The following is a 26,265-nucleotide window of genomic DNA, read 5'->3' as shown; positions in this document are numbered from 1 at the left end:
GCAACAGCGGAGATGTGCCGGAAGCGCTCCTCAGCCCGGTTCCAGGCGCAGAACGCCGCCGCTCTGCCCCGGTACGGGCCCCAGGGGCAGCAATAAGGCCCCATCCGGCGCATGTCCGGCCCAGACCGGCGTCTGGTCCGCCCAATAACGCGAGAGCGGATTGCCGGACTGCCCGGTGCCGATCACGGCCGCCGCGCCCTCCGGCGCCGAAAGGTCGAAGACTGCCCGCAGGCCTGGCCCATGCACATGGGCGAAGCCGCCGCCTGCCATGCCGCCGCGGTTCACGGTCTCGCCATCGCCGCCTGTGCCGATCTCGATGCGCGTCCAGTCGTCTAGGAAGGGCAGGAAGCGCAGCAGCGGGTGCTCGAAGCGTGCCCGATGCGCCATGTCCCAGCGCCAGGCGGCCGGGTCGGGGCCGAAGCGCTCGGCCAGCTGCGCCGTGGCGCGTTCCAGCGCCTCGGCCACCAGGGCGGCGCAGGCATCGCCAGCAACCGGCGCGGCCGGAACCGCTTCCGTTGCCGGCCGGCACCAATGGGCGCCGCGCCTGTCAGGGTTCAGCACGAAGCGCAGGAACTCGGGCGTCGGTGGCCAAGCACCGGCCGGAACGCCGCCCATCGCCAGTGCCGCGCGGGCTGCCAGCGGCCACCAGGCATTGAAGATCAGTGGCTGCGGCGCATCGGCCCGCATCTGCCCGTCCCAGCCCAGCAGAAGGTCCCGCGCCGCGCCGGCGGGGCCGGTGGGGCGGGGGATCGCGCGCAGCACCGGCAGCAGCTCCTGCGCGAAGAGGCTGACCTCATCCCGCTGCATCGCGGCGAGGTCCTGTGGCGCCTGCGGGCCGCGCTGGGCCAGCAGGGCGTGGATGCGGCGGAAGCGCCAGTCGCCATACCAGTCGCGGCCGAGATAAGGCTCGGCACCCGCCGCCTGCACCCGGTTGTTGGCATTGACCACCACGCCATCCTCGGGGTTCACGACATGCGGCATGGCATCGAAGGGCACCCAGCCGGTCCAGTCGTGGCTGCCATCCCAACCGGGCGAGGGCAGCGTGCCATCGCCGGCACGGCGAACCGGCGTGCGGCCGGTGAGAAACATGCCGATGCCGCCATCGGCGGCGGCCACCATCAGGTTCTGCGCCGGTGCGGTGATCTGGGCGGCGGCGGCACGAGCCTCTGCCAGCGTACCGGCGTTGTTCAACGCATGCAGGCCGGCAGCCGCGCTGTCTTGCGGAGCCAGACTGGCCATCCGCACCGCCAGCACGCTTCCTCCCGCAGGGGGCTGGGTGCCGTCGAGATCGCTGATCACAGGCCCATGCCGTGTCTCCCGCACCCGCAGCACCTCGGGATCGCGGCCTCGCACCTGGATGGTTTCCTCCCGCACCGTGAAGGGGCGGGGGCCTTCCGGGGTCTCGTAGCGATCGGCGCCAGCAAGGCGCTCGATGAAGACGTCCTGCGTGTCGGAATGGGTGGTCGTGAAGCCCCAGGCCAGCGCTGCGTTGCGCCCGATCACCATGAAGGGCACCCCGGGCGAGGTGGCGCCGGCCAGGAAGCGGGGCGGCTGCCCCGGCGCCGCGATCTCGATGCGCGCCAGATACCACAGGATCGGTGCCTGAAAGCCCAGATGCGGGTCCGAGGCCAGCAGCGGCTTCCCGGTGGCCGAGCGTGCCGCCGAAACCGCCCAGGCATTGGAGGCGCTGGAGGGCAGCGGCGCGTCACGCGGAAATTCCGGCACCGCCGCCGCCAGCCGGGCCAGCCTTTCGACCGATGGCAGCGTGGCGAAGTCGGCGCGGCCAGTGCTCTCGTCGGAAGGCCAGAGTTCGGCCAGCCGCTCCGGGGGCAGGAAGCCGGCCAGGCGGGCCCGGTCCAGCTCCAGGCGCCAGTTGCCGGAGAGCCACAGGCCCATGACCTTGGCCCAGAGCAGGCTTTGCCAGGGCTCCCAGGGCTCCGGCCTGCCAAGGGCCAGGAATTCGGGCGCGGCGAAGCGGCCCCGCGCTTCCAGCCAGGTGTTCACGCCGCGGGCATAGGCATCCAGCAGGCTCCGGGTGGCTTCCGGCAGCGCCACGTAATCCGCCTGGGCACTCTGCGCCAAGCCGAGGGTGCGGCTGAAGCGGTCCATCCGCAGCGCGGCGGGGCCTGCCACTTCCGCCAGCCGGCCAGCGGCGCCACGGCGCATGGTTTCCATCTGGAACATGCGGTCCCGGGCATGAAGCCAGCCGAGCGCTTCCGCGGCATCCCGCTCACTGGTGGCGGCAATGCGGGGGATGCCGTGCTCGTCCTGCACGATCTCCACCGGGGCCGAAAGGCCGCGCAGGCTGTACCGCCCTTGGCTGGGCGGCAGCGTGAACCAGAGGGCCGCCGCCAGGCCGCCCCCTGCCAGGACCACCAGCGCCAGTACCGTGAAGAACCCGCGCAGGAAGAAGCGGCGAAGCCAGCCGGAGCGTCGTTGCATATGGACCGATTTAGGATGCACGGAACCAGAGAGCCAGCCGCTTGCGGCGCGGACGTGGCGGCGGGAACATCACCACCATGCCAGCGCCATCCTCCCGTTCCGATCTGCGCGCCGCCGCCGAGGCGCGTGGCCGCTCCGCCGAGATGCGGGTCGCCGTCCGCCTGGCGGAGGATGGCTGGCAGGTGCTGGACAGCCGTGTCCGCACCGCTGCCGGCGAGATCGACCTGGTGGCGGAGCAGGACGGACTGCTGGCCTTCATCGAGGTCAAGGCACGGGCGAACCTCGCCGAAGCGGCCCATGCCCTGGGAGCGCGACAGCGGGCACGGCTGTTGCGCGCGGCGGAAATCTGGCTGGCGGCGCACCCTGGCCATGGTACGGCGGGCATCCGCTTCGATGTGCTGCTGCTGGATGGGGAAGGGCGGATGCGCCGGATTGCCGACGCCTTCCGCCTGGGCGACTAGAGCGCCAGCTTCACCGCCGCGATGATCACCACCGCCTGCGCATAGGGGTATTCATCCGTCATGGTCAGGCTGATCTGGGCGCCATAGCCGGTCGGGGTAATGGCATCCAGCCGCGCGGCGGCACCACCCGTCAGCCGCAGCGATGGCTGGCCGGAGGACAGGTTCACCACCCCGAGGTCCTTCCAGAAGACACCCTGCCGGAAGCCGGTGCCCAGCGCCTTGGATGCCGCTTCCTTCGCGGCGAAGCGCTTGGCGTAAGTGGCGGCGCGCAGCTTTTCCGTCCGGCTGTCCGCCTTGCGGCGTTCCAGGGGGGTGAAGATGCGCTCGATGAAGCGGTCGCCGTGGCGCGCCAGCGTCTGCTCGATGCGGCGGATGTCCACGATGTCGTTGCCGAGGCCGATGATCATGACGCGGGATTAGCCTCAGCTCTTGGCGCGGTCCACCTGGTCGATGCCCGGGCAGGTGCGGAGCGCCGCCACCACCTGCGACAGGTGCCGCAGGTCCGAGACCTCTAGGTCCACCACCACTTCGGCGAAGTCGGCGGCGCGGTGGGTGAAGCGCAGGTTGTGCAGCTTGCCGTTCTGCTTGGCGATGGCCACCGTCATGGCCGCAATGGCCGAGTCCTCGTTGCTGGTGACGACCTGCAGGCGCGCCACATGGGCGCCGCCGGAGCCTGCTTCATGATCCCAGTCGATATCGATGAAGCGCTCCGGCGTCGCCGCGAAGGCCTCCAGGCTGTGGCAGTCGTTCTTGTGCACCGTCACGCCCTTGCCGGTGGTGACGATGCCTACGATACGGTCCCCGGGAACCGGGTGGCAGCAGCCGGCGAACTGCACGGCCATGCCGGGCACCAGCCCGACGATGCCGGAGGCCGTGTCCCGCCGCCGCTCATTGCCGGTGCGCATGACCGTGGCGCCCGGCTTGCCGCGCGCGCGGGCGAAGGGCATGTGGTCATGCGGCCGGGGCGGCCCGCGAAGCTCCGGCACTGCGGCATGCAGCACTTCGCGCGGCGAGACATTGCCGTTGCCGACGGCGACGCAGAGATCCTCGAAGCTGGGCTGCTTGAAGGCCTTGAGCGCCGGCTCCACCAGCTTCTCGCTGAAGTCCAGGCCTTCCTGGCGGAAGGCCCTGGCGATGGCGCTACGCCCCTGCTCCTGAAACTCGCTCCGCTGCCGCGCCAGGGCGAAGCGCTTGATGCGCGCCTTGGCCTTGCCGGTAACGACGAAGCGTTCCCAGGCCGGGTTCGGCGTGCCGCCCCGCGCGGTGATGATCTCGACCTGGTCGCCATTCTCCAGCACGTGCCGGAGCGGCACGATGCGGCCGTTGATCTTGGCGCCGACGCAGGTGTCGCCCACCTGGCTGTGCACCTGATAGGCGAAGTCGATTGGCGTGGCGCCGCGGGGCAGGGCGATCAGGTCGCCCTTGGGGGTGAAGCAGAAGACCTGGTCCTGGTGCAGGGCCAGCTTCGTGTGCTCCAGGAACTCCTGCGGCTCGGAGGCCGATTCCAGCAGTTCCAGCAGTTCCTTGACCCAGGGATAGCGGCGCTGCTTGACGGGCTGCGTGGCCGTATCGGTCGGGCTGCCCTGCTTGTACATCCAGTGGGCGGCCACGCCGTATTCGGCGACCTCGTGCATCTCCATGGTCCGGATCTGCACTTCGATCTTCGCGTTGCGCCGCTCCGGCACCGAGACGCCGGTATGCAGGCTCTGGTAGCCGTTGGACTTGGGGGTGCTGATGTAGTCCTTGAAGCGCCCGGGCACCACACGATAGGCCGAATGGATGGCGCCCAGCGCGGCATAGCAATTGGCTTTGTCGGTGGTAACGATGCGGAAGGCCATGATGTCCGAGAGCTGCTCGAACTCCACCTTCTTCTCGTGCATCTTCAGCCAGATGGAATAGGGCGACTTTTCCCGCCCCGTGACCTCCAGCAGCGGCACGCCGGCCTCGGCCAGCTTGGCCCGCAGGTCTGCCGCGATCTCGTCGATCAGGTCGGCGCCCTGGCCGCGCAGGAAGGCGAGGCGGGCGGTGATGGTCTGGTAGGCGTCTGGCTGCAACTCGCGGAAGGAGAGCGACTGAAGCTCGGTCTTGACCGCATCCATGCCGATGCGCTGCGCCAGCGGCGCATAGATTTCCATGGTCTCCCGCGCCGTCTTCGCCCGCTTCTCGGGCTTCGGCACGTAATGGAGCGTCCGCATGTTGTGAGTGCGGTCGGCCAGCTTGACCAGCAGGACACGGATGTCCTCGCTCATCGCCAGCACCAGCTTGCGGAAGTTCTCCGCCTGCTTGGTCCGTTCCGACTGCAGTTCCAGCCGCGTCAGCTTGGTGACGCCATCCACCAGCTTGGCGATGTCGCTGCCGAACTTCTTCTCGAGGTCCAGCAGCGTGACGCTGGTGTCTTCCACCACGTCATGCAGCAGCGCCGTGGCGATGGTGGCCGTGTCCAGCCGGTAGCCGGCCAGGATGCCGGCAACCGCCACGGGATGGGTGATGTAGGGGTCGCCGTTCTCGCGCGCCTGGCTGGCATGCGCGGTGGCGGCGAGGTCATAGGCCGCTTCCAGCAGCGCCACATCGGCGCGCGGGTCATAAGCGGCGACACGCCGGGCCAATTCGGTGCCCGGCGTTTCCACGCGTGGTATCAGGCTTGGCTCAGCAAGGCCCTCAGGCGCACGTGGCGCCGGAAACAGATCCGCTCCGGCGCCCGGTTTCAAGCCAGCCCCCGCCCGGTCAGCGGCGGCCGCCGAGCTCGGCGGCGATGGCTGCTTCGATATCGTCGCCCGACATGTCGTCCGCGCCGGCATCCGGCAGCGGCTCTTCGCTCACGTCCATGACGCCGAAGATGTTCTCGTCGGTGGCGATCAGGTCGATCACCTCTTCCTCGACAGGCTCCGGCTCCGGCGCGCGCAGCAGGGACTTCACCAGGTCCTGCTCCAGGGCAGGCAGCTCCACCGTCTGTTCGGCAATCTCGCGCAGAGCAACCACGGGGTTCTTGTCGTTGTCGCGATCGAGGGTCAGTTCCTCACCCCGGCTGATGTTGCGGGCGCGCTGCGCGGCCAGCAGGACCAGCTCAAACCGGTTGGGAACTTGCAGAATGCAGTCTTCAACAGTGACGCGGGCCATGGTGAGGCCTCCAAATCCATCAGATCAGCGGAACCTTCCAGATAGACACCGCAGGCGCGAAACACAAGATCAGAACGGTTCCATCGCCGCAGGCGGAAGCGTAACCAGCAGATCCTGAACGCTTTTCCCGAGCACGGGATGCACCCAGCCGGGCGCCACTTCAGCCAAAGGCTGCAGGACGAATCGCCGCAGATGGGCACGCGGATGCGGCAGAATGGGGTCTGGCGCCTCCCGGACCGTCTCGCCCATGGCGATGATATCGAGGTCCAGGGTGCGCGGCGCGTTGGGGTAGGGGCGGACCCGGCCGGCGGCGTTCTCCAGCGCCTGAAGGGCGGCCAGGAGGACTTCCGGAGCGACGTCGCCCTCACAGCGAGCCACGCCATTCACATACCAGGGGGCGCCGGGCAGCGGTGGCTCGGGCGCGGTGGACCACCAGCGGGACAGCGCCACCAGGCGCAGGCCAGGGATATTATCCAGCGCCCGCGCGGCGGCCTCGCAGGTCGCGCGAGGCGCGCTGCCGTCCTGCCCCGGCAGGTTAGCCCCAAGGGCGATCAGGATCACGAAAGCTTCCCGGCGAAGTCCGGCTGGGCCGCCAGGGCCTCGGGCGTGTCGAAGTCGCGCAGCACGGCGTCGTCGGGCATCTCCACTTCCGAGACCCGCTCGGCATGGCGGCGCAGCAACCGGCGCGCGCCCTGGTCGCCGGTCAGCGCCATCATCTCCGGCAGGAATTCCCGCGACCAGAGCACCGGGTTGCCGTGCTGCCCCTGGAAGGTGGGCATCACCACGGCGCGGCCTTCCTCCGGGTCGAAGGCACCCAGCAGGCGGTCGATGCCGGCGCCGCTGACCAGGGGCATGTCGCCCAGGCAGATGACGAAGCCCTCGGCCTCCGGCGGCAGCGCCGCCAACCCGGCTTTAAGCGAGGCTGAAAGCCCCTCCGCATAATCCGCCGCCGGCACGAAGGTGACGGGCTTGCCGGCCAGCGCCGCTTCCACCTGCTCACGGTCATGGCCAGTGACCACCACCACCGGGCGTGCCTGGGATGCCAGCACATTGTCCACCACGCGCGCCACCATGGGCCGGCCATCGCGGTCCGGCACCAGCAGCTTGTTATGTGGCGCCATGCGGCTGGAACGGCCGGCGGCCAGCACCAGGGCGGCTACCTGCCGCCGGCGGCGGGGTGTGGCGGGGCTGGCCTGGCCCTTCGGCGCATCCGCGCGCGGCAGCGGGCGGCTCTCGATTTCCTTCAGCAGGCCGCCGACGCCCATGCGCATCACGTCGCGTGACTTCACACGCAGCCCGGCGAAGAGGCGTTGCAGCACCCAGTCGAAGCCGTTCAGCTTCGGGCTGCGGGCGCAGCCGGGCAGCACCATGGCGGGAATCTCGCCGATCTCGCCCAGGCAGATCAGGTTCCCCGGGTCCACCGGCATGCCGAAATGCTCGATGCGCCCGCCGGCCCGGACAATGGCCGCCGGCCCGGCATCCCGCCGGTCCACCACAGCCGAGGCGCCGGCAATCAACAGCAACTCGGCGCCTGCCTGCAGCAGCCGGTGCAAGGCCGCGGCAATGGGCTCCTCCTCATGCGGGCAGCGCTCAGGCGGCAGGAGGGTGCCGGTCAGGCCGGCGACGCGCTGGCCCGTCGCCTCCACCGCGCCTTCCATGATGCTTTCCTTGAGGCCGGGAAGCTCCGTCAGCACCAGCCCGACCTTCAACGGCCGGAAGGGATGCACCCCCAGCAGGCGGCCGCTGCGGGCGATGCCCTCGGCCACCTCCAGCACCTCGCCCGACATGGCGAAGGGGATGATCTTGGCCGTGGCCAGCATCTCCCCGGCCGAGACCGGGGTGAAATTGGGCAGGGTCGCCAGCGTCAGGCTTTCATCCAGCGCGTTCAGCCGGTCCACCAGGGGGGCATCCACCACCAGCAGCCCAGCGGCCTCGGAGCGCAGATTGACCCGGCCGGTCGCGGCGCGGGTGCGGGCGACGTGCTGGCTGAGCAGGGCCTCGCCGATCCGGTGCGCCGCCTCGTCCTCCGCGACATCGCCGGGCTCCAGGCGGGCGGCGATCACCTCCTGCCGGCCGGATGCCGCCAGCGCCGCCACGGCGCCGGCGTTCAGCCGCGTGCCCTTCTTCAGCACACGGCCTTCCAGGCGCACGGTATGGGCGAGGATGGCGCCCTCGGCTTCCGCCAGTGGCGTGGGGCCGAAGATCATGCCCGCAGGCCCAGCGCCGCGCCGCGGCGGCGCGCCACCACCTCGGAGATGATCGACAGCGCGATCTCCGGTGCCGTCACCGCGCCGATATCCAACCCGATGGGGGCGGAGATGCGGGCAATGGCCTCCTCGCCGAAGCCGGCTTCCTGCAACCGCGCCACCCGCTTGGCATGGGTGCGGCGGCTGCCCAGGGCGCCGATGTAGAAGGCGGGGGAACGCAGCGCCACTTCCAGCGCCGGGTCGTCGAGCTTGGGGTCATGGGTCAGGGTGACGATGGCGGTGCGGGTATCCGGCGCCAGGGCTTCCATGGCCTCGTCCGGCCATTCGTCGCGCAGCGTGACGCTGCCGTTGAAGCGTTCCTCGGTCGCGAAGGCGCGGCGGGGGTCCACCACCGTCACAGCGAAACCAAGCCAGGCGGCCATCGGCACCAGCGCCTGCGCCACATGCACCGCCCCGACCACGATCAGCCGCAGCGGCGGGTTGTGGGGCTGGATGAACCATTCCGCGCCCTCCACCGTCAGGTTCGCGGCCTTGTCGGCCTCCAGGGCGGCAGCGGTGGCCTCGGCCAGCGCGGCAGGGGGCGCGTCCTCGGGGTAGAGGAACTGCTCGCCATCGGAAAGCCGCGTCAGCAGGGCGACAGGGCGGCCAGCCGCCTTGGCTTCCTGCAGGCGGGAGAGCAGGGCTGCCTTCACGCCAGCTTCTCCACGAAGACCTTCAGCTTGCCGCCGCAGGCCAGCCCGACCTCCCAGGCACGCTCATCGCTGATGCCGAAGTCCAGGAGCTGGGGTGCGCCGCTGTCCATGGTCTGCTTCGCCACATCCGCCACCGCGCCCTCGATGCAACCGCCCGAGACGCTGCCCGCCATGCGGCCGGAAGCGGTGACCGCCAGTTGCGAACCCGGCGGGCGGGGCGAGCTGCCCCAGGTTTCTACCACCGTGGCCAGCGCCACGGTCTCGCCCTCGGCCAGCCAGCCGGCGGCGGTCGCCAGAATGTCTTCCCGGTCGCTCATGACGGCATCCTTGCCCGCGACTGCGGCGCCGAAAGTGTCTCCACCAGCGACCGCAGGCTCTCGATGTTGTGGACGGGGCGATGCTCATGGACCAAGGGCAGCATCGTCCTCACCCCCTGGGATTTCGGCTGGAAGCCCGCGTAGCGCAAGAGTGGGTTCAGCCAGATCAGGCGGCGGCAGGAATGGCGCAGCCGGTCGGTGGCCGCCGCCAGCCGGGCCAGCTCTTCCGGCCCGCCGCGCTCCAGCCCGTCGGTGATCAGCAGCACCACCGCGCCCTGGCCTAGCACGCGGCGGGACCAGTCCCGGTTGAAGCGGTCCAGCGCCTCCCCGATGCGGGTGCCGCCGGACCAGTCGGGCACGATGTGGCTGACCATCTCGAAGGCCACCTCGGCATCCCGGTGCCGGAGCTGTCGGGTGATATTGGTCAGCCGCGTGCCGAAGAGGAAGGTGGAGACCCTGTCCCGGTCGTTGCTGACGGCATGCAGGAAATGCAGCAAAATCTGCGCGTAGCGCGCCATGCTGCCGGAGATGTCGCAGATGGCCACCAGCGGCGGCGGGCGCACCACGCGTTCAGACCGGCGGATATCCAGCACCTCGCCGCCCTGGCGCAGGCTTTCCTTCAGGGTCGCGCGCAGATCGGTCCGGCGCCCGGCGGCATTGGGGCGGAAGCGGCGGGTGGGGCGGGCGGCCAGCGGCAGGGCAAGGCGGCGGATCTCCCGCTTGGCCTCGGCGATCTCGCCCGCGCCCATCGCCTCGAAATCCATCTTCCGCAACTGTTCCCCGGCGCTGACCGTCAGGGCCATGTCCGGGCGGGCCTCGACCTTCGGCGGGGCAGGGGAGGCACCGCCACCCAGCGCCTCGGAGACCCGGCGGGCAGCGGCCGGGGCCTTGTCCAGCAGTTCCACTTCCCCCGCCTCGGCCTCTCCGGGGGCGGAGGGCGCCCGCCAGAACAGCGCGAAGGCCTGGTCGAAGACCTCGAAATGCTCGCGCCGGTGAACGAGGGTGGCGCGCAAGGCCGCCTGGGCCTGCTGGCGGTCGCCGAGCTCGATGCGGGAGAGCGCCTCGGCGCCAGCCAGGATTTCCGCCGGGCCGATGGGCAGGCCGGCGCGGCGCAGCATCCGGCCAAAGCCCAGCAGATTATCCGCGAGCGCCGTCAGAACGGCACCGCCACCGTGGGTGGCGCCTTGACCTCTTCCAGCAGCCGCGCGGCCTCGGCACCGCGCAGCTTGGCGATGTCGTCCTGGTACTTCAGCAGGGCGCCCAGCGTCTCGTCCACCAGCGCCGGTTCCAGCTCCGTGGCGTTCAGGGCGTCCAGGGCCGCGGCCCAGTCGATGGTCTCCGCCACGCCCGGATACTTGAAATAGTCGCCCTGGCGGATGCGCTGGACGAATTCCACCACCTGGGCGGAGAGCTTCGCCGGCAGGCCCGGCGCGCGGCTGTCCAGGATGGCACGCTCCCGCGCCGCATCGGGGTAGTCGACCCAGTGGTAGAGGCAGCGGCGGCGGATGGCGTCATGCACCTCCCGCGTCCGGTTGCTGGTCAGCACCACCACCGGCGGCGTCTCCGCCCGGATCGTGCCGATCTCGGGGATGGAGAGCTGGAAATCAGCCAGGATCTCCAGCAGGAAGGCCTCAAAGGGCTCGTCCGCGCGGTCCAGCTCATCGATCAGCAGCACGGCGGGGCTGCCGGTCAGGGCCGAGAGCAGCGGGCGTTCCTGCAGGAAGCGGCGGTCGTAGATGCCCGCTTCCAGCGCCTGCCGGTCCGTCTCGCCAGAGGCCTCCGCCAGACGGATGGCCATCAGCTGCCGCGCATGGTTCCACTCATAGGCAGCCCCGGCGAGGTCCAGTCCGTCGTAGCATTGCAGCCGCACCAGCCTGCGGCCGAGGCCGCTGGCCAGGACCTTGGCGATCTCGGTCTTGCCGGTGCCGGGCTCGCCCTCCAGAAACAGGGGGCGGCCCATGGTCAATGCCAGATGCACCGTGGTCGCCAGCGCCCGGTCGGCCACATAGCCGCCGGCCGCCAGCAGACGCTCGGTGGCTTCGACAGAAGCCGGGAACCCGGAATCAGCCATTCAGGAAGAGCACCGCGAGCAGCACCAGCCAGACCAGGCTGCCGATCCAGAAGGTGATCGGCAGGCCGAAGATCTCGGTCGGTGCCAGGGCCATCAGGTTCACCGGCACAGGTTGAGCCGGGGTGGCGGGGATATTGGGGCGGCCGGCGATATCATCCCGCGTCGTGCCCGGCGGGGTGCCGCCGGCATGTTCCACCAGCCCGGCGCCGGCCAGGGTCGCGGCGCCCAGCCGCTCTTCCGGCGTGGCATCGCCGACCAGCGTGCCGGGGGCAGGGGTGGGGCGGGTGCCCGGGGGCAGCGCCGCCACTTCGGAAGGACGCACGCCTTCGGCCGCGGCGGCGGGCGCCGGGGCAGAAACCAGGGCGACGAAACGGTTGAAGAACTGGTCGGCCATCTGCTTGGCGGTGCTGTCGATCAGCCGGGCGCCGAGCTGCGCCATCTTGCCGCCGACCTGCGCCTTCACGACGTATTTCAGTAGCGTCTCGGTGGCGGAAAGCTCTTCCAGGCTGACATCGGCGCCGCCCTTGGCGAAGCCCATGGCGCCGCCATTGCCCTCGCCGCCGATGGTATAGGAGGCGGGCGGATTGATGTTCGTCAGCTGCACCTTGCCGGTGAAGCGCGCCGCCATCGGGCCCAGCTTCACAGCCACGCGAGCCTGGAAGCTGTCGTCGCCGATACGCTCCACCGTCTCACAGCCAGGGATCGACTGGCGCAGCACATCGGGGTCGTTCAACGCGCGCCAGACGGTCTCGCGCGGCGCCTCGATGCGCCTTTCGCCGGTCATTTCCATGGCTGGTCTCCCTGAGATCCGTAACGGTCGTTGGCAAAACTAGGGCGTGATCGGCGTCACGGAAAGGGCCAGGGGCGCTGCCATGGCGGCGACTCGGGACGCGGTGTAGGAAGGATGCATCGTCCGGAGAGGAGAATAGCCATGCCCTACGTGATTGCCGACGACCTACCGGACGCCCCTGCGGGCCAAAGGTTTCGCGCGCTGCTGGAGCGGCCGGAGATTTTGCGCATTCCCGGCGCGCATCTGGGTATCGCGTCGCTGCTGGCGAAGAAGGCGGGGTTCGAGGCGCTCTACATGTCCGGCGCCGCGATGTCGGCCACCATGGGCCTGCCGGACCTCGGCATGATCACCGTCGATGACGTGGCCTGGCATATCCGCCAGGTGGCGCGCGCCAGCGGCCTGCCGGCGCTGGTGGATGGCGACACCGGCTATGGCGAGGCGCTGAACGTCATGCACATGGTCCGCGCCTTCGAGGAAGCCGGCGCTGGCGCCGTGCATCTGGAAGACCAGTTGCTGCCGAAGAAGTGCGGCCACCTGAACGACAAGAAGCTGGCCGATGCGCGCGACATGGCGGCCAAGGTGGCAGCGGCGCGCAAGGCGCGGCGGCACCTCTACCTGATCGCCCGCACCGATGCGGCGGCGAGCGAGGGCATTGACGGTGCCGTGGCGCGCGCGAAGCTGTACCTGGAAGCCGGCGCCGACGCGATCTTCCCGGAAGCGCTGACCACGGCCGAGATGTTCCGCGAATTCGCCCGCCGCATGCCGGGTGTGAAGCTGCTGGCGAACATGACCGAGTTCGGCCGCACGCCCTTCTTCACGGCGGAAGAGTTCCAGGAGATGGGCTATGCGATGGTGATCTGGCCGGTGAGCCACCTGCGCGTCGCGGCCAAGGGGATGGAAGAACTCTACGGCGCCATCGCCCGCGACGGCGGCACCCACAAGATGGTGGACCGGATGCAGACGCGCGCCGAGCTGTACCAGACCATCGACTACCATGCCTATGAGTCGCTCGACAGCACGCTGATCCAGACCGTGGTGCCGGAGGCGATGCCGCAGCGGAGCTGACGGCACCGCCAGCAGGCGTCAGGCCGGGGGCAGCTCCACCGCGTAGCTGTCCACCGGCGGCACGCTGCCGATCATCTTCCGCCCGTGCAGGAAGCGGGCGAAGCGGTCGTAGCGGTTGCGGTCCAGCGCCGCGGGGCTGAGGGAGAAGCGGTCCGCCGTGTCCGCGAAGGCGCGGCGGTTCAGCTCGTTGTCCAGTTCCTTGCGCGGGCCGGCAATGAACATCTTCCAGCTTTCCTCACGGTTGTTGATGAGGAAGGTGGTGGCGGATTCCACCGCGTCCATGAAGCGGCGCAGCGTGGCGTCCTTTACACGGTCCTTGTGCGCGACATAGATCAGCTCGTCATAGATCGGCATGCCATGCTGCTCGGGGTAGAAGGCGCGGCCGGGGCGGCCTTCCAGCGCCAGCTGGTGCAGCTCGAAGTTGCGGAAGCCGCCGAGGATGGCATCCACCTGCCGCGACATCAGCGCCGAGGACAGGCCGAAATTGACGTTCACCAGCGTCACGTCCTTGGAGGAAAGCCCGACGGAACCCAGGATGGTATCCGCCGCCACCTCCTCGAAGCCCGCCGTGCTGAAGCCGATCTTCTTGCCCTTCAGGTCAGCCAGCTTCTGGATCGGCCCGTCCTGCAACACCGTCAGCGTGGACAGCGGCGTGGCCACTAGGGTGCCGACGCGGGCCAGCGGCAGGCCCTGATCCACCGCGAGATACAGGTTCTTCTGGTAATAAACGCCCAGATCCGCCTGCTTCGCCGCGACGAGGCGCGGCGGGTCGTTCGGGTCAGCCGGGGCGACGACGCGGACCTCCAGCCCGGCACGGGCGAAATGCCCGCCTTCCTGGGCGATGATGATGGGTGCGTGGTCCGGGTTCACGAACCAGTCCAGCATCAGGGTCAGCTTCGCCGCTGCCGGGGCAGGGGCCGCGGCCTGGGCGCGCGCCACCGTCGGCAAGGCCAGTGCCGCCAGCGCGGGCAGGGCCCGGCGGGTGATCTCGGTCATTCGGTTTCTCCGTGGTCCAGAAGGGCATCGGGCTGCCAGGGCAGCATCCGGCGCAGCAGCAGGTCGGTCGCGAACCACAAGGCCATGGCCATGGTGGCCAGGATGGCGAGCGCGGCGAACATCATGTCGGTCTGGCTGCGGCCATTGGCCTGCAGCATCACGTAGCCGAGGCCGGCGGAGGCGCCGACCCATTCCCCCACCACGGCGCCGATGGGCGCCACGGCGGCGGCCACGCGCAGGCCGGAGGCGAAGCCCGGCAGCGCCGCCGGCACCCGCACCCGCCACAGGATGGCGGCGCGCGAGGCGCCCATGGTGCTGGCGAGGTCCAGCCAGCCGGGCTCCGTCCGGCGCAGGCCGTCGTAGAAGGCCGTGGCGACAGGGAAGAAAATGATGATGGTGGCCATGGCGACCTTGCTGGCCAGGCCGAAGCCCAGCCACAGCACCAGCAGCGGCGCGATGGCGAAGACCGGGATGGCCTGGCTGGCGATCAGCAGCGGCAGCAGCCAGCGGCGCCCGCCGCGCCACGCGGTCAGCAGCAGCGCCGTCGCGGCGCCCAGCACGGTGCCGAAGAACAACCCCAGCAGGATCTCCGCCAGGGTGGTGCCGGCATGGCCCAGCAGGATATCCCAGCGGCTGGTCAGCACATTCCAGACCCGCAGCGGGGAGGGCAGCAGGAAGGCGGGCACGCCCGTCCAGTGCACGAAGCCTTCCCAGGCCAGCAGCAGCCCGGCGGCGGCGATCAGCGCCCTCATGCCGCTTCAGCCAGCCGGTCCAGCAGGGCGGCCTGGGCAGCCAGCACCTCAGGGTCCGTGGCGGCCCGCAGGGGTGGCGAGGCGGGCAGGGGCAGTTCCTCCGCCACCGCGCCTGCCGGCCCCGGGCGCAGCACCAGGATGCGGTGGGCCATGCGCAGCGCTTCCAGCGGGTCATGCGTCACCAGCAGCACGGTTCTGCCGGCGAGCAATCCGGCGGCCAGGCCCTGCAGCCGGTGGCGGGTGGGGGCATCCACGGCGCTGAAGGGCTCGTCCATCAGCACGAAGGGGCGGTCTTCCATGAGGGTGCGGGCCAGGGCGGCGCGCTGCCGCATGCCGCCGGACAGTTCGGCGGGGCGCGCCTTCTCCCGCCCTGCCAGGCCAACGGCGGCGATCAGGGCATCCGCGCGCGCCGGGTCGGGGGGCTCGCCGCGTAGCCTGGCACCCAGCATCACGTTGCCGCGAAGGTCCAGCCAGGGCATCAGCAGGTCTTGCTGCCCCATCCAGGCAATGCGTCGGACCAAGGGCGCGCCATCCTCCGGCATCAGGCTTGCGCCGGGCGGCAGTGGCAGCAATCCCGCCAGCAGCCGGAGCAGGGTGGATTTGCCAACGCCCGAGGGGCCGAGCAGGGCCGTCACCTCGCCGCCACTGAACCGCAGTTCGCAGGCGCCCAGCACAGGGCGGCCACCAAGGCGGATGACGGGTAGGGACACGCTGAGAGCAGGTGCCAAGAACAACCTCCGATCCCTTCGCCGGCATGACCCGGATCAGGTTCAAGGGGTCGCAGGGCCGATTCCCTGCCTCTCAGCCCAGCAAAGGGCTCCCCCCGGATAAGGTGCTTCTAGGCATGTGGCGCATGGCCGTGCAAGGGGTGCCAAGAGCCGGCGCCACCCCATCTAGGCTGAGCCATGAAGCCGCTGCTGATCGCCTCCGAGATCTACCGCAAGTCCAGCTATGGGCCGAAGCACCCGCTGGCCATCCCCCGCGTTTCAACAGCCGTGGACCTGATCCAGGCCCTGGGCTGGATGGACCCTGGCCGGACGCTGGACAGCCCCATGGCCACGGTCCAGCAGCTCACGCGCTTCCATACGCCGGCCTATATCGCGGCGCTGCGCGCGGCTGAGGAGACGCAGGAGGTACCGGACGAGGTGCGCGCCCGGCACCACATCGGCGCCCATGGCAACCCGGTTTACAAGGAGGTCTTCCGCCGCCCCGCCACCAGCGCGGGCGGCGTGTTGCTGGCGGCGCGGCTGACGGCCGAGGGGGGCATCGTGCATGCGCCGGGCGGCGGCACGCACCATGGGCAGCCGGACCGCGCCAGCGGCTTCTGCTACGTCAACGACGCCGTGCTGGGGCTGCTGGCCTGGCTGGACCAGGGCCTGACCAATATCCTCTACCTGGATATCGACGCGCATCACGGCGATGGCGTGCAGGATGCCTTCCACGACGACCCCCGCGTCTTCACCCTCTCCATCCATGAGGCGAAGCGCTGGCCCTTCACCGGGGCGCTGGATGACCGTGCCGGAGGCCATGCCCGCAACATCCCGGTGCCGCAGGGCCTGAACGACAGCGAGATGGATTGGCTGCTGCACCAGGCCATCCTGCCCCTGATCCACCACCTGCGCCCGCAGGCCATCATGCTGCAATGCGGGGCGGATGGGCTGGAGGAGGACCCGCTCGCCAAGCTTTCGCTCTCCAACAACGCGCATTGGGCGGTGGTTCGTGCGGTGATGCGGCTGGCCCCGCGGCTGATCGTGCTGGGGGGCGGGGGCTACAACCCCTGGTCGGTCGGGCGTTGCTGGGCCGGGATCTGGGGCGTGCTGGAGGGCCGCTCGCCGCCCGAGCGCCTGCCCGCGGCAGCCGAGTCCGTGTTGCGCGCCCTGGCCTTCAACCGCGCCGCCGGCCGCAACCCGCCGGAGCATTGGTTCACGACCCTGCGGGACACGCCCCGCCCCGGCGCGGTCCGATCAGAAATCCGCCATCTTGCCGAGGCGACGCTGGAAGGGCTGCCACAACTCATCCGCGGCGTGGCATAAGCCGTGTCCATGCGCCGCCGCCTCCTGCTGGCCCTGCCAGCCCTGATCGCCCTCACCGCCACCGCCAGCGCCCAGGACGGGCCGCAGCCGCGCCTGCCCACCGAAAAGCTGGTGATCGTCACCCGCGACGGCACCCGGCATGAGTTCACGGTGGAGATGGCCCTTTCGCCGGACCAGCAGACCGTGGGCCTGATGTTCCGCCCCGAGGTGAAGCCGGACGAAGGCATGCTCTTCGACTGGGGCCAGCCACGCGAGAGCGCGATGTGGATGCGCAACACCATCACCTCGCTGGACATGGTGTTCATCAATGCCGATGGCCGTATCCGCCGCATCGCGGAGCGCACGGTGCCGCGCAGCCTCGCCACCATCGAGAGCCGTGGCCCCGTGCGTGCCACGCTGGAACTGGCCGCCGGCACGGCGGAGCGGCTGAACCTGCGCCCGGGCGATCAGGTCCTGCAGCGCATCTTCGGCAACGCCCCCTAGGGGTTGGTCAGCGGCACCACGAAGGTCTGGCCGCAGCCGGGGACGACGAAATCCTCGGCCGGTATGCCGGCGGCGGCCAGGGCCGCGCCCAAGGCCCGCGCCGGCTCGTCGATGGCTTCCTGTGTCAGCCTGAAGGTGCCGAAATGCATCGCCAGCGCCTGCCGGGCACGGATGGCGGCGAAGGCGCGCACCGATTCTTCCGGGTTCATGTGGACCTGCTGCATGAACCAGCGCGGCTCATAGGCACCGATCGGCAGCAGCGCGAGGTCGAACGGACCGGCGAAATGCCCGATCTCCTCGAAATGCGCCCCCCAGGCCGAATCGCCGGTGAAGTAGAGCCGCCCGCCGCCCGGCGGCTGGATCGCGAAGCCGCCCCAGAGGGTGCGGCCACGGTCGAACAGCGTGCGGGCCCCGACATGGTGCGCGGGCAGATAGGTGGCTTCACCGCCGCCGGGCAGGGCTGCCTTCTGCCACCAGTCGAGTTCCACCACATCCTTCAGCCCATGCCGCGCCAGCAGCCTGCCATTCCCCAGCCCCGTGAAGATGCGGGGCGCGAAGCGGTCGCGCAGGCGCTGCAGCGTCGGGATGTCGCAGTGGTCGTAATGGTTGTGGCTCAGCAGCACGGCGTCGATCGGCGGCAGGGCGTCGAAGGCCAGGCCGGGCCGGCGCACGCGCCGGGGGCCGGCGAAGCGGAAGGGGCTGCAACGCTCGCTCCAGATCGGGTCCGTCAGCAGCGTCGGGCCATCGTGGAAGCGGATCAGGAAGCTGGCATGGCCGATGAAGGTGACCGCCGCATGGCCCTCCGGCGGCGGCTGCGGCGGCGGATAGGCCGGGTCCTCGACATGGGGCGGCCAGGGGGTGCCCTGGTTCCGCTCCCGCATCAGCCGCCAGATCTGTGCCTGGGTGGGGCCCGCCCGGCTGCCATCCGGGTTCAGGAACAGGCCATTTCGCCGCTGCGCCCCCTTGGGCCAGGGGCGCGTGGGCTGGCGCGGAACCGGGGCCTCGCTCATCGTGCCGGCAAGGCCACGCCCTTCCGCCCGGCGAGGTCCATGATGAACTGCCAGGCCACGCGGCCGGAGCGGCCGCCGCGCGTGACGGACCATTCCACTGCCTGCCGGTGCAGTTCCTCCGGCGTCACGGCCAGGCCGAGGTCGGCGGCATAGGCTTCCACCATGGCGAAGAAGGTGGACTGGTCGGCATTGTGGAAGCCGATCCAGAGGCCGAAGCGGTCGCTGAGGGAAACCTTCTCCTCCACCGCCTCTCCGGGATTGATGGCGGTGCTGCGCTCGTTCTCGATCATGTCGCGCGCCATCAGGTGGCGGCGGTTGCTGGTGGCGTAGAAGAGCACATTGGCCGGGCGGCCCTCGATGCCGCCATCCAGCACCGACTTCAGCGCCTTGTAGTCCTGGTCCTCCCGTTCAAAGGACAGGTCGTCGCAGAAGACCAGGAAGCGGCGGGAGTTGTCGCGCAGGACGTTCAGCAGCTCCGGCAGCGTGCGGATATCCTCCCGCTGGATCTCGATCAGCGCCAGGGCGCCGGGCACCTCGGCATTGGCCGCCGCATGCGCGGCCTTGACCAGCGAGGACTTGCCCATGCCGCGCGCACCCCAGAGCATGGCGTTGTTGGCCGGAAGCCCGCGTGCGAAGCGCAGCGTATTCTCCAGCAGCAGGTCCTTCTGCCGGTCCACGCCCTGCAACAGGCCGATACCGACCGCTGCCACGCGCTTCACCGGCGCCAGCTGGGCCGGCATGCCGTTCGTGCCGGCGGGGTGCCAGACAAATGCGTCCGCGGCGCCCAGGTCGGGCCTGGCAGCCGGCGGCGGGGCCAGCCGCTCCAGTGCCGCGGCAATGCGTGCCAGCGTCGGGAGCAGCGGGTGGGAAGCGGTATCGTGCAAGGGCTGCAACTCCGGCGCAGAAAAAGATGACATGTAGGTAAGGTTGACTGAACAGCAGGTGAGGCTAGTTTCGCGCCCGTCACCCGGCAAGACGGAAGCCCGAAATCATGTTCATCTCCCCTGCCTATGCTCAGGACGCGCTTGCCGGTGGCACCGGCGCCGCCATCATGCAGTTCGCGCCCCTGATCCTGATCTTTGTTGTCTTCTACTTCCTGCTGATCCGCCCGCAGCAGAAGCGCGCCAAGGAGCATCGCGTGATGCTGGGCTCGCTGAAGCGCGGCGACCGCATCATCACCGGCGGCGGCCTGCTGGGCACCGTGACCAAGGTGAAGGAAGGCTCGGAAGAGATCGAGGTCGAGCTGGCGCCGAATATGCGCGTCAACGTGGTGCGCAACACCATCGGCAGCGTCATCCGCCCGACGGCGGCCAACGACGTCAAGAGCTGAGCGCCTTACCCGCGCGGAAAAAGAAAGGGCGCCGGGAGAATTCTCCCGGCGCCCTTCTTGTATCCACCCGGGGGTGAAGCTCAGGCCGACTGGCCGGACTTCAGGCCGCCCTGATTCATCAGGCCCTCGACCACTTCCCAGTTCACGAGCTTGTTCAGGAAGTTGTCCAGGTAGCCCGGGCGAACGTTGCGGAAGTCCAGGTAGTAGGAGTGCTCCCACACGTCCACGCCCAGGATCGGCGTGCCTTCGCCGGTGGCGATCGGGTTGGAGCCGTTCGGGGTCTTGGTGACCTTCAGCTTGCCGGTGGCGTCCATGATCAGCCAGGCCCAGCCGGAGCCGAACTGCGTCACGCCTGCCTGCTTGAAGGCTTCCTTGAACTGAGCCAGGCCGCCGAAGTCCTCGTTGATCTTGGCGCCGATCTTGCCCGGCAGGCTCTCACCGCCGCCATTCGGCTTCATCACCTGCCAGAACAGGATGTGGTTCCAGTGCTGGCCGGCCTGGTTCAGCACGGGCAGGCCGTCGGCACCGGCCTTGCCGGCCTCAGCGACGATCTGCTCCAGCGACTTGCCGGCCAGGCCCTTGCTCTCGACCAAGCCGTTCAGGGCGGTGACATAGGCCTGGTGGTGCTTGCCGTGGTGAAGCTCCAGCGTCTCCTGGCACATGCCGGAAGCGGCCAGGGCGGAGGTGTCATAGGGCAGCGGAGGCAGGCTGAAAGCCATGGCGGCGATACTCCCGAACGGGTTCTTGAAGGGAATGGCGGCTCAGGCCGCCATCCGTGGTGATTCGTAACCTCCCTGAGAGCTAGGCTCCGCCCTGGGGCGCGTCAAGCAAGGCTCGGGCTTGCGCACGGGCACATCCGGTTCATAACGCCGCCATGCCTGATGCCGCGCCGCTGTCCGAGCTTGCCGCCCTTGCGCGGCGCCATGACCCTGACCGCTTTCTGTGCGCGCTTTTCGCACCGCCCAAGGCGCGGGAGACGCTGTTCCTACTGACAGCCTTCAACCATGAGCTGGCGCGCGCCCGCGCCGCCACCAGCAACACCATGACCGGCCTGATCCGTCTGCAATGGTGGCGCGACGTGGTGGAAGAGGCTGCCGCCGGCAATCCGCCGCGCCGGCACGAGGTGGCCCAGCCCTTGGCCGAGGCGATTCGCGCCGGGCAATTGCTGCCGGAGGAGCTGCTCCCGCTGGTCGATGCGCGGGAAGCCGAGGTGGAGGAGGAGATGCCGAGCCGCGATGCGCTGCTGGCCTTCCTCCGTGGCTCCGCCGGTGGCTATGCCGTGGTGGCCGGGCGGGTGCTGGAAGCCCCGCCTGCCGCGATGCCGCACCTCCAGGCAGCCGGGGCGGCTTACGGCATGGCGGGTGTGCTGCGCGGCATCGGCATCCAGGCAGGGCAGGGGCACTGCCTGCTGCCCTCCGACCTCCTGGAGCAGCATGGGCTGACGCCAGCGGATGTGGCGCGGGACCCCGGGACGCCAGCGGTGGCCACCGTTGCGCGTGCCCTGGCGGAGGAGACCCTGGCATCGCTGCGGGCGGCCCGGGCGGCCCTACGCGGCGTTCTGCCGCGCGAGGCGCTGGCGGCGGCGCTGCCGGCGCGGCTGGCGGCGCGGGACCTGCGCCATGTGCTCTCCGCCAGTTGGAATCCGGCCCAGCCGCCACCACCCCGTGGCCTGGGAGACCGGCTGTCGGTGATCTGGGGCGGCTGGCGCGGCGCCTAGACCGGCGCCGGCCCGAAGCGGTTGCGGAGGGCCGAGCCAGGCAGGCATCCCAGCAGCAGCACGCCCAGCACCGGCCCGGCCAGTGGCACCGCCGCCATCAGCAGCACCCAGCCGCCGTTGCAGCCCAGGTCGTGCAACCGCTGCACGCAGGCGCTGAGCATGCCGAAGGCCACCGCCAGCGCCGCGAAGTCTGTCAGCAGGGCGGCATCGGGCTGCAGGATGCCCCGCGTGATCATCAGCCCGTCCAGCATCATGGCGCCGAGCAGCAGCGCCGCCAGCGGCAGGACGTAGGCCAGCCAGAAGCGCCGGCGGGAAATCCGTCCGGAAAAGTCGAACCAGCCCGACATCGCCCAGCCCTGCCTCGGCAAGAGAAGTGGACGATAAGAGCCAAGCCCGCGGCAGGCCAGTGCCGTCGCCGTTAGTCCTCCACCCAGGCCGGGGAAGTGCCCCGCACCACGGCGCGGATGGCGAAGGCGGACTGGATGCGGGACACGCCCGGCATGCGGGAGAGCTGCTCCTTGTGGATTCGCTCATAGTCCGCCGGGTCCCGGGCCTCGACTCGCAGCTGGTAGTCGGAGGCGCCGGTCATCAGGTAGCACTCGCAGACCTCGGGGCACTGGCGGACGGCGGCCTCGAAACGGTTGAAGGCATCCTCCGTCTGCCGTTCCAGCGTGATCTGCACAATGACCACGGTGCGGGAATGCGGCGTCGGGTCCTCGATGATGGCGGTATAGCCGCGGATGATGCCGCTGGTCTCCAGCTGCCGCAGGCGGCGGAGGCAGGCGGAGGCGGAAAGCCCGATGGCGGCGGCGAGATCGGCATTGCTCATGCGGCCATCGGCCCGCAGCAGGCGCAGAATCTTATGGTCGATGCCGTCCAGGGAAGGCGGGTGTAGAATCTTCGTCACTTTCGCAGGATCTTCTAAATTCCTCCTGCGGAATCGCATGACCTTCGATTGATAGCAACCACATGCTGCGCAATCCCGCCTAGGCTGGCGGGATCACGCGCCCGTTCAGCGCGTGGCGGAGCATGGCTACAATGAAGGTTCTCGTTCTCGGCGCCGGCGTGGTCGGCACCACCTCGGCTTGGTATCTGGCCCGTGCGGGGCATGAAGTGGAGGTGGTCGAGCGCCAGCCCGGCGCCGGCCTGGAAACCAGCTTCGCCAATGCCGGGCAGGTATCCTTCGGCTATTCCTCCCCCTGGGCGGCGCCGGGCATTCCGCTGAAGGCACTGAAATGGATGTTCATGCGGCACAGCCCGCTGGTCATCCGCCCGCGCATGGACCCGGTGCAGTGGTCCTGGCTCTGGCAGATGCTCAAGAACTGCACCGACTCCGCTTACCAGACCAACAAGTCCCGCATGGTGCGCGTGGCGGAATACAGCCGCACCGCGCTGGCCGACCTGCGCGCCGAGACCGGCATCCAATACGACCACCGGGAGCGTGGCACGCTGCAGCTCTTCCGCACGCAGCAGCAGCTGGACCATATCGGCGACGACCTGCGCGTGCTGAAGCAATACGACGTGCCCTTCCAGGTGCTGGACCCGCAGGCCTGCGTGGCGGCGGAACCGGCCCTGGCGCGGGTGCGGGAGAAGTTCGTCGGCGGTCTCTACCTGCCCGGCGACGAGACCGGCGACGCGCATGTCTTCACCCAGCGCCTGGCGGCCCTTTGCGAGGAGCAGGGGGTGCGCTTCCGCTACGGCACCTCGATCAACCGCATCCTGGTGGAAAATGGTGACATCGCCGGGGTGGAGACCAGCGCCGGGACGCTGAAGGCCGACCGCTACCTGCTGGCGCTGGGCAGCTATTCGCCCAAGCTGGCGGCGCCGCTGGGGCTGAACGTGCCGGTCTACCCGGTGAAAGGCTATTCCATCACCGTGCCGGTGGCCGATGACGCCGCGGCGCCTGTCTCCACCGTGATGGACGAGACCTACAAGATCGCCATCACCCGACTGGGCGACCGCATCCGCGTCGGCGGCACCGCCGAGATCGCCGGTTTCGACACGCGGCTGCATGAGGAGCGCAAGCAGACCCTGCTGCATTCCGTCCGCGACCTCTACCCCGAGGGCGGCCGCTATGAGGAGGCGAAGTTCTGGACCGGCCTGCGGCCCATGACGCCGGATGGGACGCCCATCATCGGCGGCACGAAGTACCCGAGCCTGTTCCTGAACACCGGCCATGGCACGCTGGGCTGGACCATGTCCTGCGGCAGCGGCAGGCTGGCCGCCGACCTGGTCGGCGGCCAGCGGCCGAACATCGAGTACGCGGACCTGGCGCTCTCGCGCTACGCCGCCTGATCAGGCACCCACGATCACCGAGCCGCCGAAGGTCTTCTCCACGAAGGCCTTCACGGCCGGGTCGGCATAGGCGCGGGCCAGCTTCTGCGCCCAGGGCTTGTTCTCGTCGCCACGGCGAGTGACGACCAGCACGGTATAGGCGCTGTCGGCGCCTTCAACCGCCAGCCCGTCCTTCAGCGGGTTCAGTCCGGCCGGCACCGCGTAATTGCCCGTGATGGCCGCCGCATCGACATCGTCGAGGCTGCGGGCGATGGAGGCGGCCTCCAACTCCACGATGCGGATGCGCTTCGGGTTCTCGGCGATATCCGCGACTGTGGCCTTGAAGTCGGCGCCGTCGCGCAGCTTGAAGACGCCCGCCTTGGCCAGCAGCAGCAGCGCGCGGCCGCCATTGGTGGGGTCGTTCGGGATGGCGACACGGGCGCCGTTCGGCAGGTCCGCCAGGTTCTTCACCTTGCGGCTGAACACGCCCATCACCGTCAGCACGGTTTTGCCCACCGGCACGAAGTCGTAGCCGCGCTGTGCCTTCTGCGCGTCCAGGAAGGGCTGGTGCTGGTAGGTGTTGATGTCGATCTCACCACCCGCCAGCGCCACGTTCGGCTGGATGAAATCGGCAAACTCCGTGATCTTCACCACGAAGTTCTCGCGCGCCAGCACGTCGCGCACCTGCTCCAGCACCTGGGCATGCACGCCGCTGGTGACGCCGACGCGCAGCGGCCGCGCGGCGGTGCCGATCTCCGCAGCGCCCTGCGCGCGCAGGGCGGCGGGAAGGAAGAGCCCGCCGGCCACAGCCAGCAGGAAGGGACGGCGTTGCATCTTCTCGTTCCTCAGAAGCCGGGGATGACGGAACCGGCGAAGGTCTTCGCGACGAAGTCCTTCACCTCATCGTTCTGGTAGGCGCTGACGAGCTTCTTGACCCAGGGCTTCTCCTCGTCGCCCTGGCGCACCACGATGCGGTTGGAATGCGGGCTGTTGGCGCCTTCAATCGCGATGGCATCGCGCGTCGGCTGCAGGCCGGCGGTGATGGCGTAGTTGGTGTTGATCGCCGCCGCGTCCACGTCATCCAGCGCGCGGGGCAGCTGCGCCGCCTCCAGTTCCATGATGCGCAGGCGCTTCGGGTTCTCAACGATGTCGGCCACCGTCACGCTCACATCGGCCTTCGGCGGCAGCTTGATGACGCCGGCCTGGGCAAAGAGCATCAGCCCGCGGCCGCCCTGGGTCGGGTCGTTGGGGATGGCGATGCGGCCACCCTGCGGCAGCGCGTCCGTGGACTTGAGCCGCTTCGAGTAGATGCCCATCGGGAAGGTCAGGGTCTTGGCCACCGAGACCAGCTTCAGGCCACGATCCCGCACCTGCTGGTCCAGGAAGGGCTGCGTCTGGAAGGAATTTGCGTCCAGGTCGCCCGAGGCCAGGGCCATGTTCGGCTGGATGTAGTCACTGAACTCGATGATGCGGATCACCAGCCCGTCACGGGCGGCAATGTCGCGCACCTTCTCCATCACCTGGCCATGCGGGCCGGCGGTGACGCCGATCTTCAGCGGGCGGGCGGCGGTGCCGATCTCGGCACCCTGGGCATGCAGGGCGGTAGGCAGCAACAGCATGGCGCCGCCGGCCAGGATCAGGGAGCGTCTGGTGATCATGGTGACTGTTCCTCTACGTCTCAGAAGGCCGGGGCGACCGAGCCCTGGAAGGTGGTCTTCACGAAGTCCTTGATCTCGTCGCTCTGGTAGGCGGCCAGAAGCTTCTTCACCCAGGGTGTGTCCTCGTTGCCGCGCTTCACGGCGATGAGGTTGGCATAGGGGCTGTCGGCGCTCTCGAGGGCGATGGCGTCGCGGACCGGGTTCAGCCCGGCGGGAATGGCGAAGTTGGTGTTGATGGCCGCGGCCTCCACCTCCTCCAGCGCACGCGGGATCTGCGCGGCTTCCAGTTCCACGATGCGCAGGCGCTTCGGGTTCTCCGTCACATCCGCCACCGTGGCGCGGAAGTCGGCGCCGTCCCGCAGCTTGAAGGCGCCATGGGCCGCCAGCAGCACCAGCGCGCGGCCGCCATTGGTCGGGTCGTTGGGAATGGCGATGCGGCCGCCATTCGGCACGTCCGCGAGCTTCTTGTGCCGGCGGGAATAAACACCCATCGGGAAGACCAGCGTCTTGCCCACGGCCACCAGCGGCAGCTTACGGTCGCGCACCGCCTGCTCCAGGAAGGGCTGGTGCTGGTAGGAATTGGCGTCCAGGTCGCCATCCGCCAGCGCCGCGTTCGGCGTGATGTAATCCGTGAAGGGGACGATGCGGATCACCAGCCCATCGCGGGCGGCGATCTCCTGTACCTTCTCCATCACCTGGCTGTGCGGACCGGCGGTCGCGCCGATGCGCAGCGGGCGCGCGGCGGTGCCGATCTCGGCACCCTGCGCGAAGGCGGTGGAAGCGAAGGGCAGGGCCAGTCCCGCGCCCAGCAGGGTGCGACGGTTGAACGGTGTCATAGCGATTCCCGTGC

The 26,265-nt window shown here is 69.7% G+C and carries 29 protein-coding genes and 1 riboswitch; of the genes, 7 read left to right on the top strand and 22 right to left on the bottom strand.

Annotated elements, in window-relative coordinates:
- Window positions 1-30 precede the first annotated feature (30 nt).
- Window positions 31-2,442 (bottom strand): penicillin acylase family protein, encoded by a 2,412-nt coding sequence (locus tag EBE87_RS07645; protein WP_120636412.1) that lies wholly within the window; start codon window positions 2,440-2,442, stop codon window positions 31-33.
- Between the two features lie 77 nt (window positions 2,443-2,519).
- On the opposite strand from EBE87_RS07645, the gene EBE87_RS07640 reads away from it, so the two are divergent.
- Window positions 2,520-2,903 (top strand): YraN family protein, encoded by a 384-nt coding sequence (locus EBE87_RS07640; RefSeq protein WP_120636464.1) that lies wholly within the window; start codon window positions 2,520-2,522, stop codon window positions 2,901-2,903.
- Here the strand turns inward: EBE87_RS07640 and acpS are convergent.
- The 10 genes from acpS to EBE87_RS07590 form a co-directional block, all read right to left on the bottom strand.
- Window positions 2,900-3,310 carry a holo-ACP synthase gene (acpS, locus tag EBE87_RS07635; protein ID WP_120636411.1) on the bottom strand — a complete coding sequence of 137 codons (411 nt, stop codon included), beginning with the start codon at window positions 3,308-3,310 and terminating at the stop codon, window positions 2,900-2,902. The two genes, EBE87_RS07640 and acpS, sit on opposite strands and share 4 nt — an antisense overlap.
- 15 nt (window positions 3,311-3,325) lie before the next feature.
- The gene (locus EBE87_RS07630; protein ID WP_233552961.1) at window positions 3,326-5,701 is read right to left on the bottom strand and encodes a RelA/SpoT family protein; all 2,376 of its coding nucleotides are present in this window, start codon (window positions 5,699-5,701) and stop codon (window positions 3,326-3,328) included.
- On the bottom strand, window positions 5,628-6,020 hold the full coding sequence (gene rpoZ / locus EBE87_RS07625) for a DNA-directed RNA polymerase subunit omega (RefSeq protein ID WP_120636410.1): 393 nt from the start codon (window positions 6,018-6,020) through the stop codon (window positions 5,628-5,630). The genes EBE87_RS07630 and rpoZ overlap by 74 nt, the downstream gene beginning before the upstream one ends.
- 69 nt (window positions 6,021-6,089) lie before the next feature.
- Window positions 6,090-6,581, bottom strand: a complete 492-nt coding sequence (gene folK, locus EBE87_RS07620; protein WP_120636409.1) for a 2-amino-4-hydroxy-6-hydroxymethyldihydropteridine diphosphokinase — start codon at window positions 6,579-6,581, stop codon at window positions 6,090-6,092.
- On the bottom strand, window positions 6,578-8,227 hold the full coding sequence (locus tag EBE87_RS07615; RefSeq protein WP_120636408.1) for an NTP transferase domain-containing protein: 1,650 nt from the start codon (window positions 8,225-8,227) through the stop codon (window positions 6,578-6,580). The genes folK and EBE87_RS07615 overlap by 4 nt, the downstream gene beginning before the upstream one ends.
- Window positions 8,224-8,919: an XdhC family protein gene (locus tag EBE87_RS07610; protein WP_120636407.1), complete on the bottom strand. Its 696-nt coding sequence runs from the start codon at window positions 8,917-8,919 to the stop codon at window positions 8,224-8,226. Before EBE87_RS07610 ends, EBE87_RS07615 begins: the two co-directional genes overlap by 4 nt.
- The gene (locus tag EBE87_RS07605) at window positions 8,916-9,236 is read right to left on the bottom strand and encodes an XdhC family protein (RefSeq protein ID WP_120636406.1); all 321 of its coding nucleotides are present in this window, start codon (window positions 9,234-9,236) and stop codon (window positions 8,916-8,918) included. The genes EBE87_RS07610 and EBE87_RS07605 overlap by 4 nt, the downstream gene beginning before the upstream one ends.
- Complete coding sequence (locus tag EBE87_RS07600; RefSeq protein ID WP_120636405.1) at window positions 9,233-10,354, bottom strand: vWA domain-containing protein; 1,122 nt, start codon at window positions 10,352-10,354, stop codon at window positions 9,233-9,235. Before EBE87_RS07600 ends, EBE87_RS07605 begins: the two co-directional genes overlap by 4 nt.
- A 35-nt stretch (window positions 10,355-10,389) precedes the next feature.
- Window positions 10,390-11,307 carry an AAA family ATPase gene (locus EBE87_RS07595; RefSeq protein WP_120636404.1) on the bottom strand — a complete coding sequence of 306 codons (918 nt, stop codon included), beginning with the start codon at window positions 11,305-11,307 and terminating at the stop codon, window positions 10,390-10,392.
- Complete coding sequence (locus tag EBE87_RS07590; RefSeq protein WP_120636403.1) at window positions 11,300-12,097, bottom strand: CoxG family protein; 798 nt, start codon at window positions 12,095-12,097, stop codon at window positions 11,300-11,302. The genes EBE87_RS07595 and EBE87_RS07590 overlap by 8 nt, the downstream gene beginning before the upstream one ends.
- Window positions 12,098-12,238: 141 nt before the next feature.
- Between EBE87_RS07590 and prpB the strand changes: the two genes are divergently transcribed.
- Window positions 12,239-13,162 (top strand): methylisocitrate lyase, encoded by a 924-nt coding sequence (gene prpB, locus EBE87_RS07585; protein ID WP_120636402.1) that lies wholly within the window; start codon window positions 12,239-12,241, stop codon window positions 13,160-13,162.
- An 18-nt stretch (window positions 13,163-13,180) separates the two neighbouring features.
- Here the strand turns inward: prpB and EBE87_RS07580 are convergent, their stop codons facing one another.
- From EBE87_RS07580 to EBE87_RS07570, 3 genes are all read right to left on the bottom strand, one after another.
- Window positions 13,181-14,158 (bottom strand): ABC transporter substrate-binding protein, encoded by a 978-nt coding sequence (locus tag EBE87_RS07580; RefSeq protein ID WP_120636401.1) that lies wholly within the window; start codon window positions 14,156-14,158, stop codon window positions 13,181-13,183.
- A complete protein-coding gene (locus EBE87_RS07575) occupies window positions 14,155-14,910 on the bottom strand; it encodes an ABC transporter permease (RefSeq protein WP_120636400.1) in 756 nt (251 codons plus the stop codon). Before EBE87_RS07575 ends, EBE87_RS07580 begins: the two co-directional genes overlap by 4 nt.
- On the bottom strand, window positions 14,907-15,638 hold the full coding sequence (locus EBE87_RS07570) for an ABC transporter ATP-binding protein (protein ID WP_120636462.1): 732 nt from the start codon (window positions 15,636-15,638) through the stop codon (window positions 14,907-14,909). The genes EBE87_RS07575 and EBE87_RS07570 overlap by 4 nt, the downstream gene beginning before the upstream one ends.
- Window positions 15,634-15,744, bottom strand: a riboswitch (TPP riboswitch). Its footprint overlaps the gene before it by 5 nt.
- Before the next feature lie 71 nt (window positions 15,745-15,815).
- On the opposite strand from EBE87_RS07570, the gene EBE87_RS07565 reads away from it, so the two are divergent.
- Together EBE87_RS07565 and EBE87_RS07560 are read left to right on the top strand one after the other, a co-directional pair.
- Window positions 15,816-16,943 (top strand): acetoin utilization protein AcuC, encoded by a 1,128-nt coding sequence (locus EBE87_RS07565; RefSeq protein WP_120636399.1) that lies wholly within the window; start codon window positions 15,816-15,818, stop codon window positions 16,941-16,943.
- 9 nt (window positions 16,944-16,952) lie between these two features.
- Window positions 16,953-17,426: a DUF192 domain-containing protein gene (locus EBE87_RS07560; RefSeq protein ID WP_120636398.1), complete on the top strand. Its 474-nt coding sequence runs from the start codon at window positions 16,953-16,955 to the stop codon at window positions 17,424-17,426.
- Here the strand turns inward: EBE87_RS07560 and EBE87_RS07555 are convergent.
- Together EBE87_RS07555 and EBE87_RS07550 are read right to left on the bottom strand one after the other, a co-directional pair.
- Window positions 17,423-18,436 (bottom strand): MBL fold metallo-hydrolase, encoded by a 1,014-nt coding sequence (locus EBE87_RS07555; RefSeq protein ID WP_233552960.1) that lies wholly within the window; start codon window positions 18,434-18,436, stop codon window positions 17,423-17,425. The two genes, EBE87_RS07560 and EBE87_RS07555, sit on opposite strands and share 4 nt — an antisense overlap.
- Entirely contained in the window at window positions 18,433-19,353 is a 921-nt protein-coding gene (locus EBE87_RS07550) for an ATP-binding protein (RefSeq protein ID WP_233560057.1), read from the bottom strand. Before EBE87_RS07550 ends, EBE87_RS07555 begins: the two co-directional genes overlap by 4 nt.
- A 74-nt stretch (window positions 19,354-19,427) precedes the next feature.
- On the opposite strand from EBE87_RS07550, the gene yajC reads away from it, so the two are divergent.
- Window positions 19,428-19,766, top strand: a complete 339-nt coding sequence (gene yajC, locus EBE87_RS07545) for a preprotein translocase subunit YajC (protein WP_120636396.1) — start codon at window positions 19,428-19,430, stop codon at window positions 19,764-19,766.
- Window positions 19,767-19,846: 80 nt separating this feature from the next.
- Here the strand turns inward: yajC and EBE87_RS07540 are convergent, their stop codons facing one another.
- Window positions 19,847-20,485: a superoxide dismutase gene (locus tag EBE87_RS07540; RefSeq protein ID WP_120636395.1), complete on the bottom strand. Its 639-nt coding sequence runs from the start codon at window positions 20,483-20,485 to the stop codon at window positions 19,847-19,849.
- Window positions 20,486-20,640: 155 nt separating this feature from the next.
- Here EBE87_RS07540 and EBE87_RS07535 point away from each other — a divergent pair, with 155 nt between their 5' ends.
- A complete protein-coding gene (locus EBE87_RS07535; RefSeq protein WP_122139947.1) occupies window positions 20,641-21,483 on the top strand; it encodes a squalene/phytoene synthase family protein in 843 nt (280 codons plus the stop codon).
- Here the strand turns inward: EBE87_RS07535 and EBE87_RS07530 are convergent.
- Both EBE87_RS07530 and EBE87_RS07525 read right to left on the bottom strand, forming a co-directional pair.
- Window positions 21,480-21,830, bottom strand: coding sequence for a DUF805 domain-containing protein (locus EBE87_RS07530; protein WP_120637210.1), 351 nt, complete (start codon window positions 21,828-21,830; stop codon window positions 21,480-21,482). The two genes, EBE87_RS07535 and EBE87_RS07530, sit on opposite strands and share 4 nt — an antisense overlap.
- Window positions 21,831-21,901: 71 nt before the next feature.
- Complete coding sequence (locus EBE87_RS07525; RefSeq protein WP_233553097.1) at window positions 21,902-22,390, bottom strand: Lrp/AsnC family transcriptional regulator; 489 nt, start codon at window positions 22,388-22,390, stop codon at window positions 21,902-21,904.
- 131 nt (window positions 22,391-22,521) lie between these two features.
- Between EBE87_RS07525 and EBE87_RS07520 the strand changes: the two genes are divergently transcribed.
- A complete protein-coding gene (locus EBE87_RS07520; RefSeq protein WP_120637208.1) occupies window positions 22,522-23,778 on the top strand; it encodes a D-amino acid dehydrogenase in 1,257 nt (418 codons plus the stop codon).
- Here the strand turns inward: EBE87_RS07520 and EBE87_RS07515 are convergent, their stop codons facing one another.
- From EBE87_RS07515 to EBE87_RS07505, 3 genes are read right to left on the bottom strand one after another with little or no spacing between them, the layout of a single operon-like run.
- Window positions 23,779-24,591 (bottom strand): MetQ/NlpA family ABC transporter substrate-binding protein, encoded by an 813-nt coding sequence (locus EBE87_RS07515; RefSeq protein ID WP_120637207.1) that lies wholly within the window; start codon window positions 24,589-24,591, stop codon window positions 23,779-23,781.
- Between the two features lie 11 nt (window positions 24,592-24,602).
- Complete coding sequence (locus tag EBE87_RS07510; protein WP_199707179.1) at window positions 24,603-25,415, bottom strand: MetQ/NlpA family ABC transporter substrate-binding protein; 813 nt, start codon at window positions 25,413-25,415, stop codon at window positions 24,603-24,605.
- 20 nt (window positions 25,416-25,435) lie between these two features.
- A complete protein-coding gene (locus EBE87_RS07505) occupies window positions 25,436-26,251 on the bottom strand; it encodes a MetQ/NlpA family ABC transporter substrate-binding protein (RefSeq protein WP_120637206.1) in 816 nt (271 codons plus the stop codon).
- Window positions 26,252-26,265 lie beyond the last annotated feature (14 nt).

Source organism: Teichococcus wenyumeiae (assembly GCF_003696345.1).
Taxonomy (GTDB): domain Bacteria; phylum Pseudomonadota; class Alphaproteobacteria; order Acetobacterales; family Acetobacteraceae; genus Pseudoroseomonas; species Pseudoroseomonas wenyumeiae.
The sequence above is the reverse complement of the archived record's forward strand: the minus strand, read 5'-3'. Positions and strand labels throughout refer to the sequence as shown.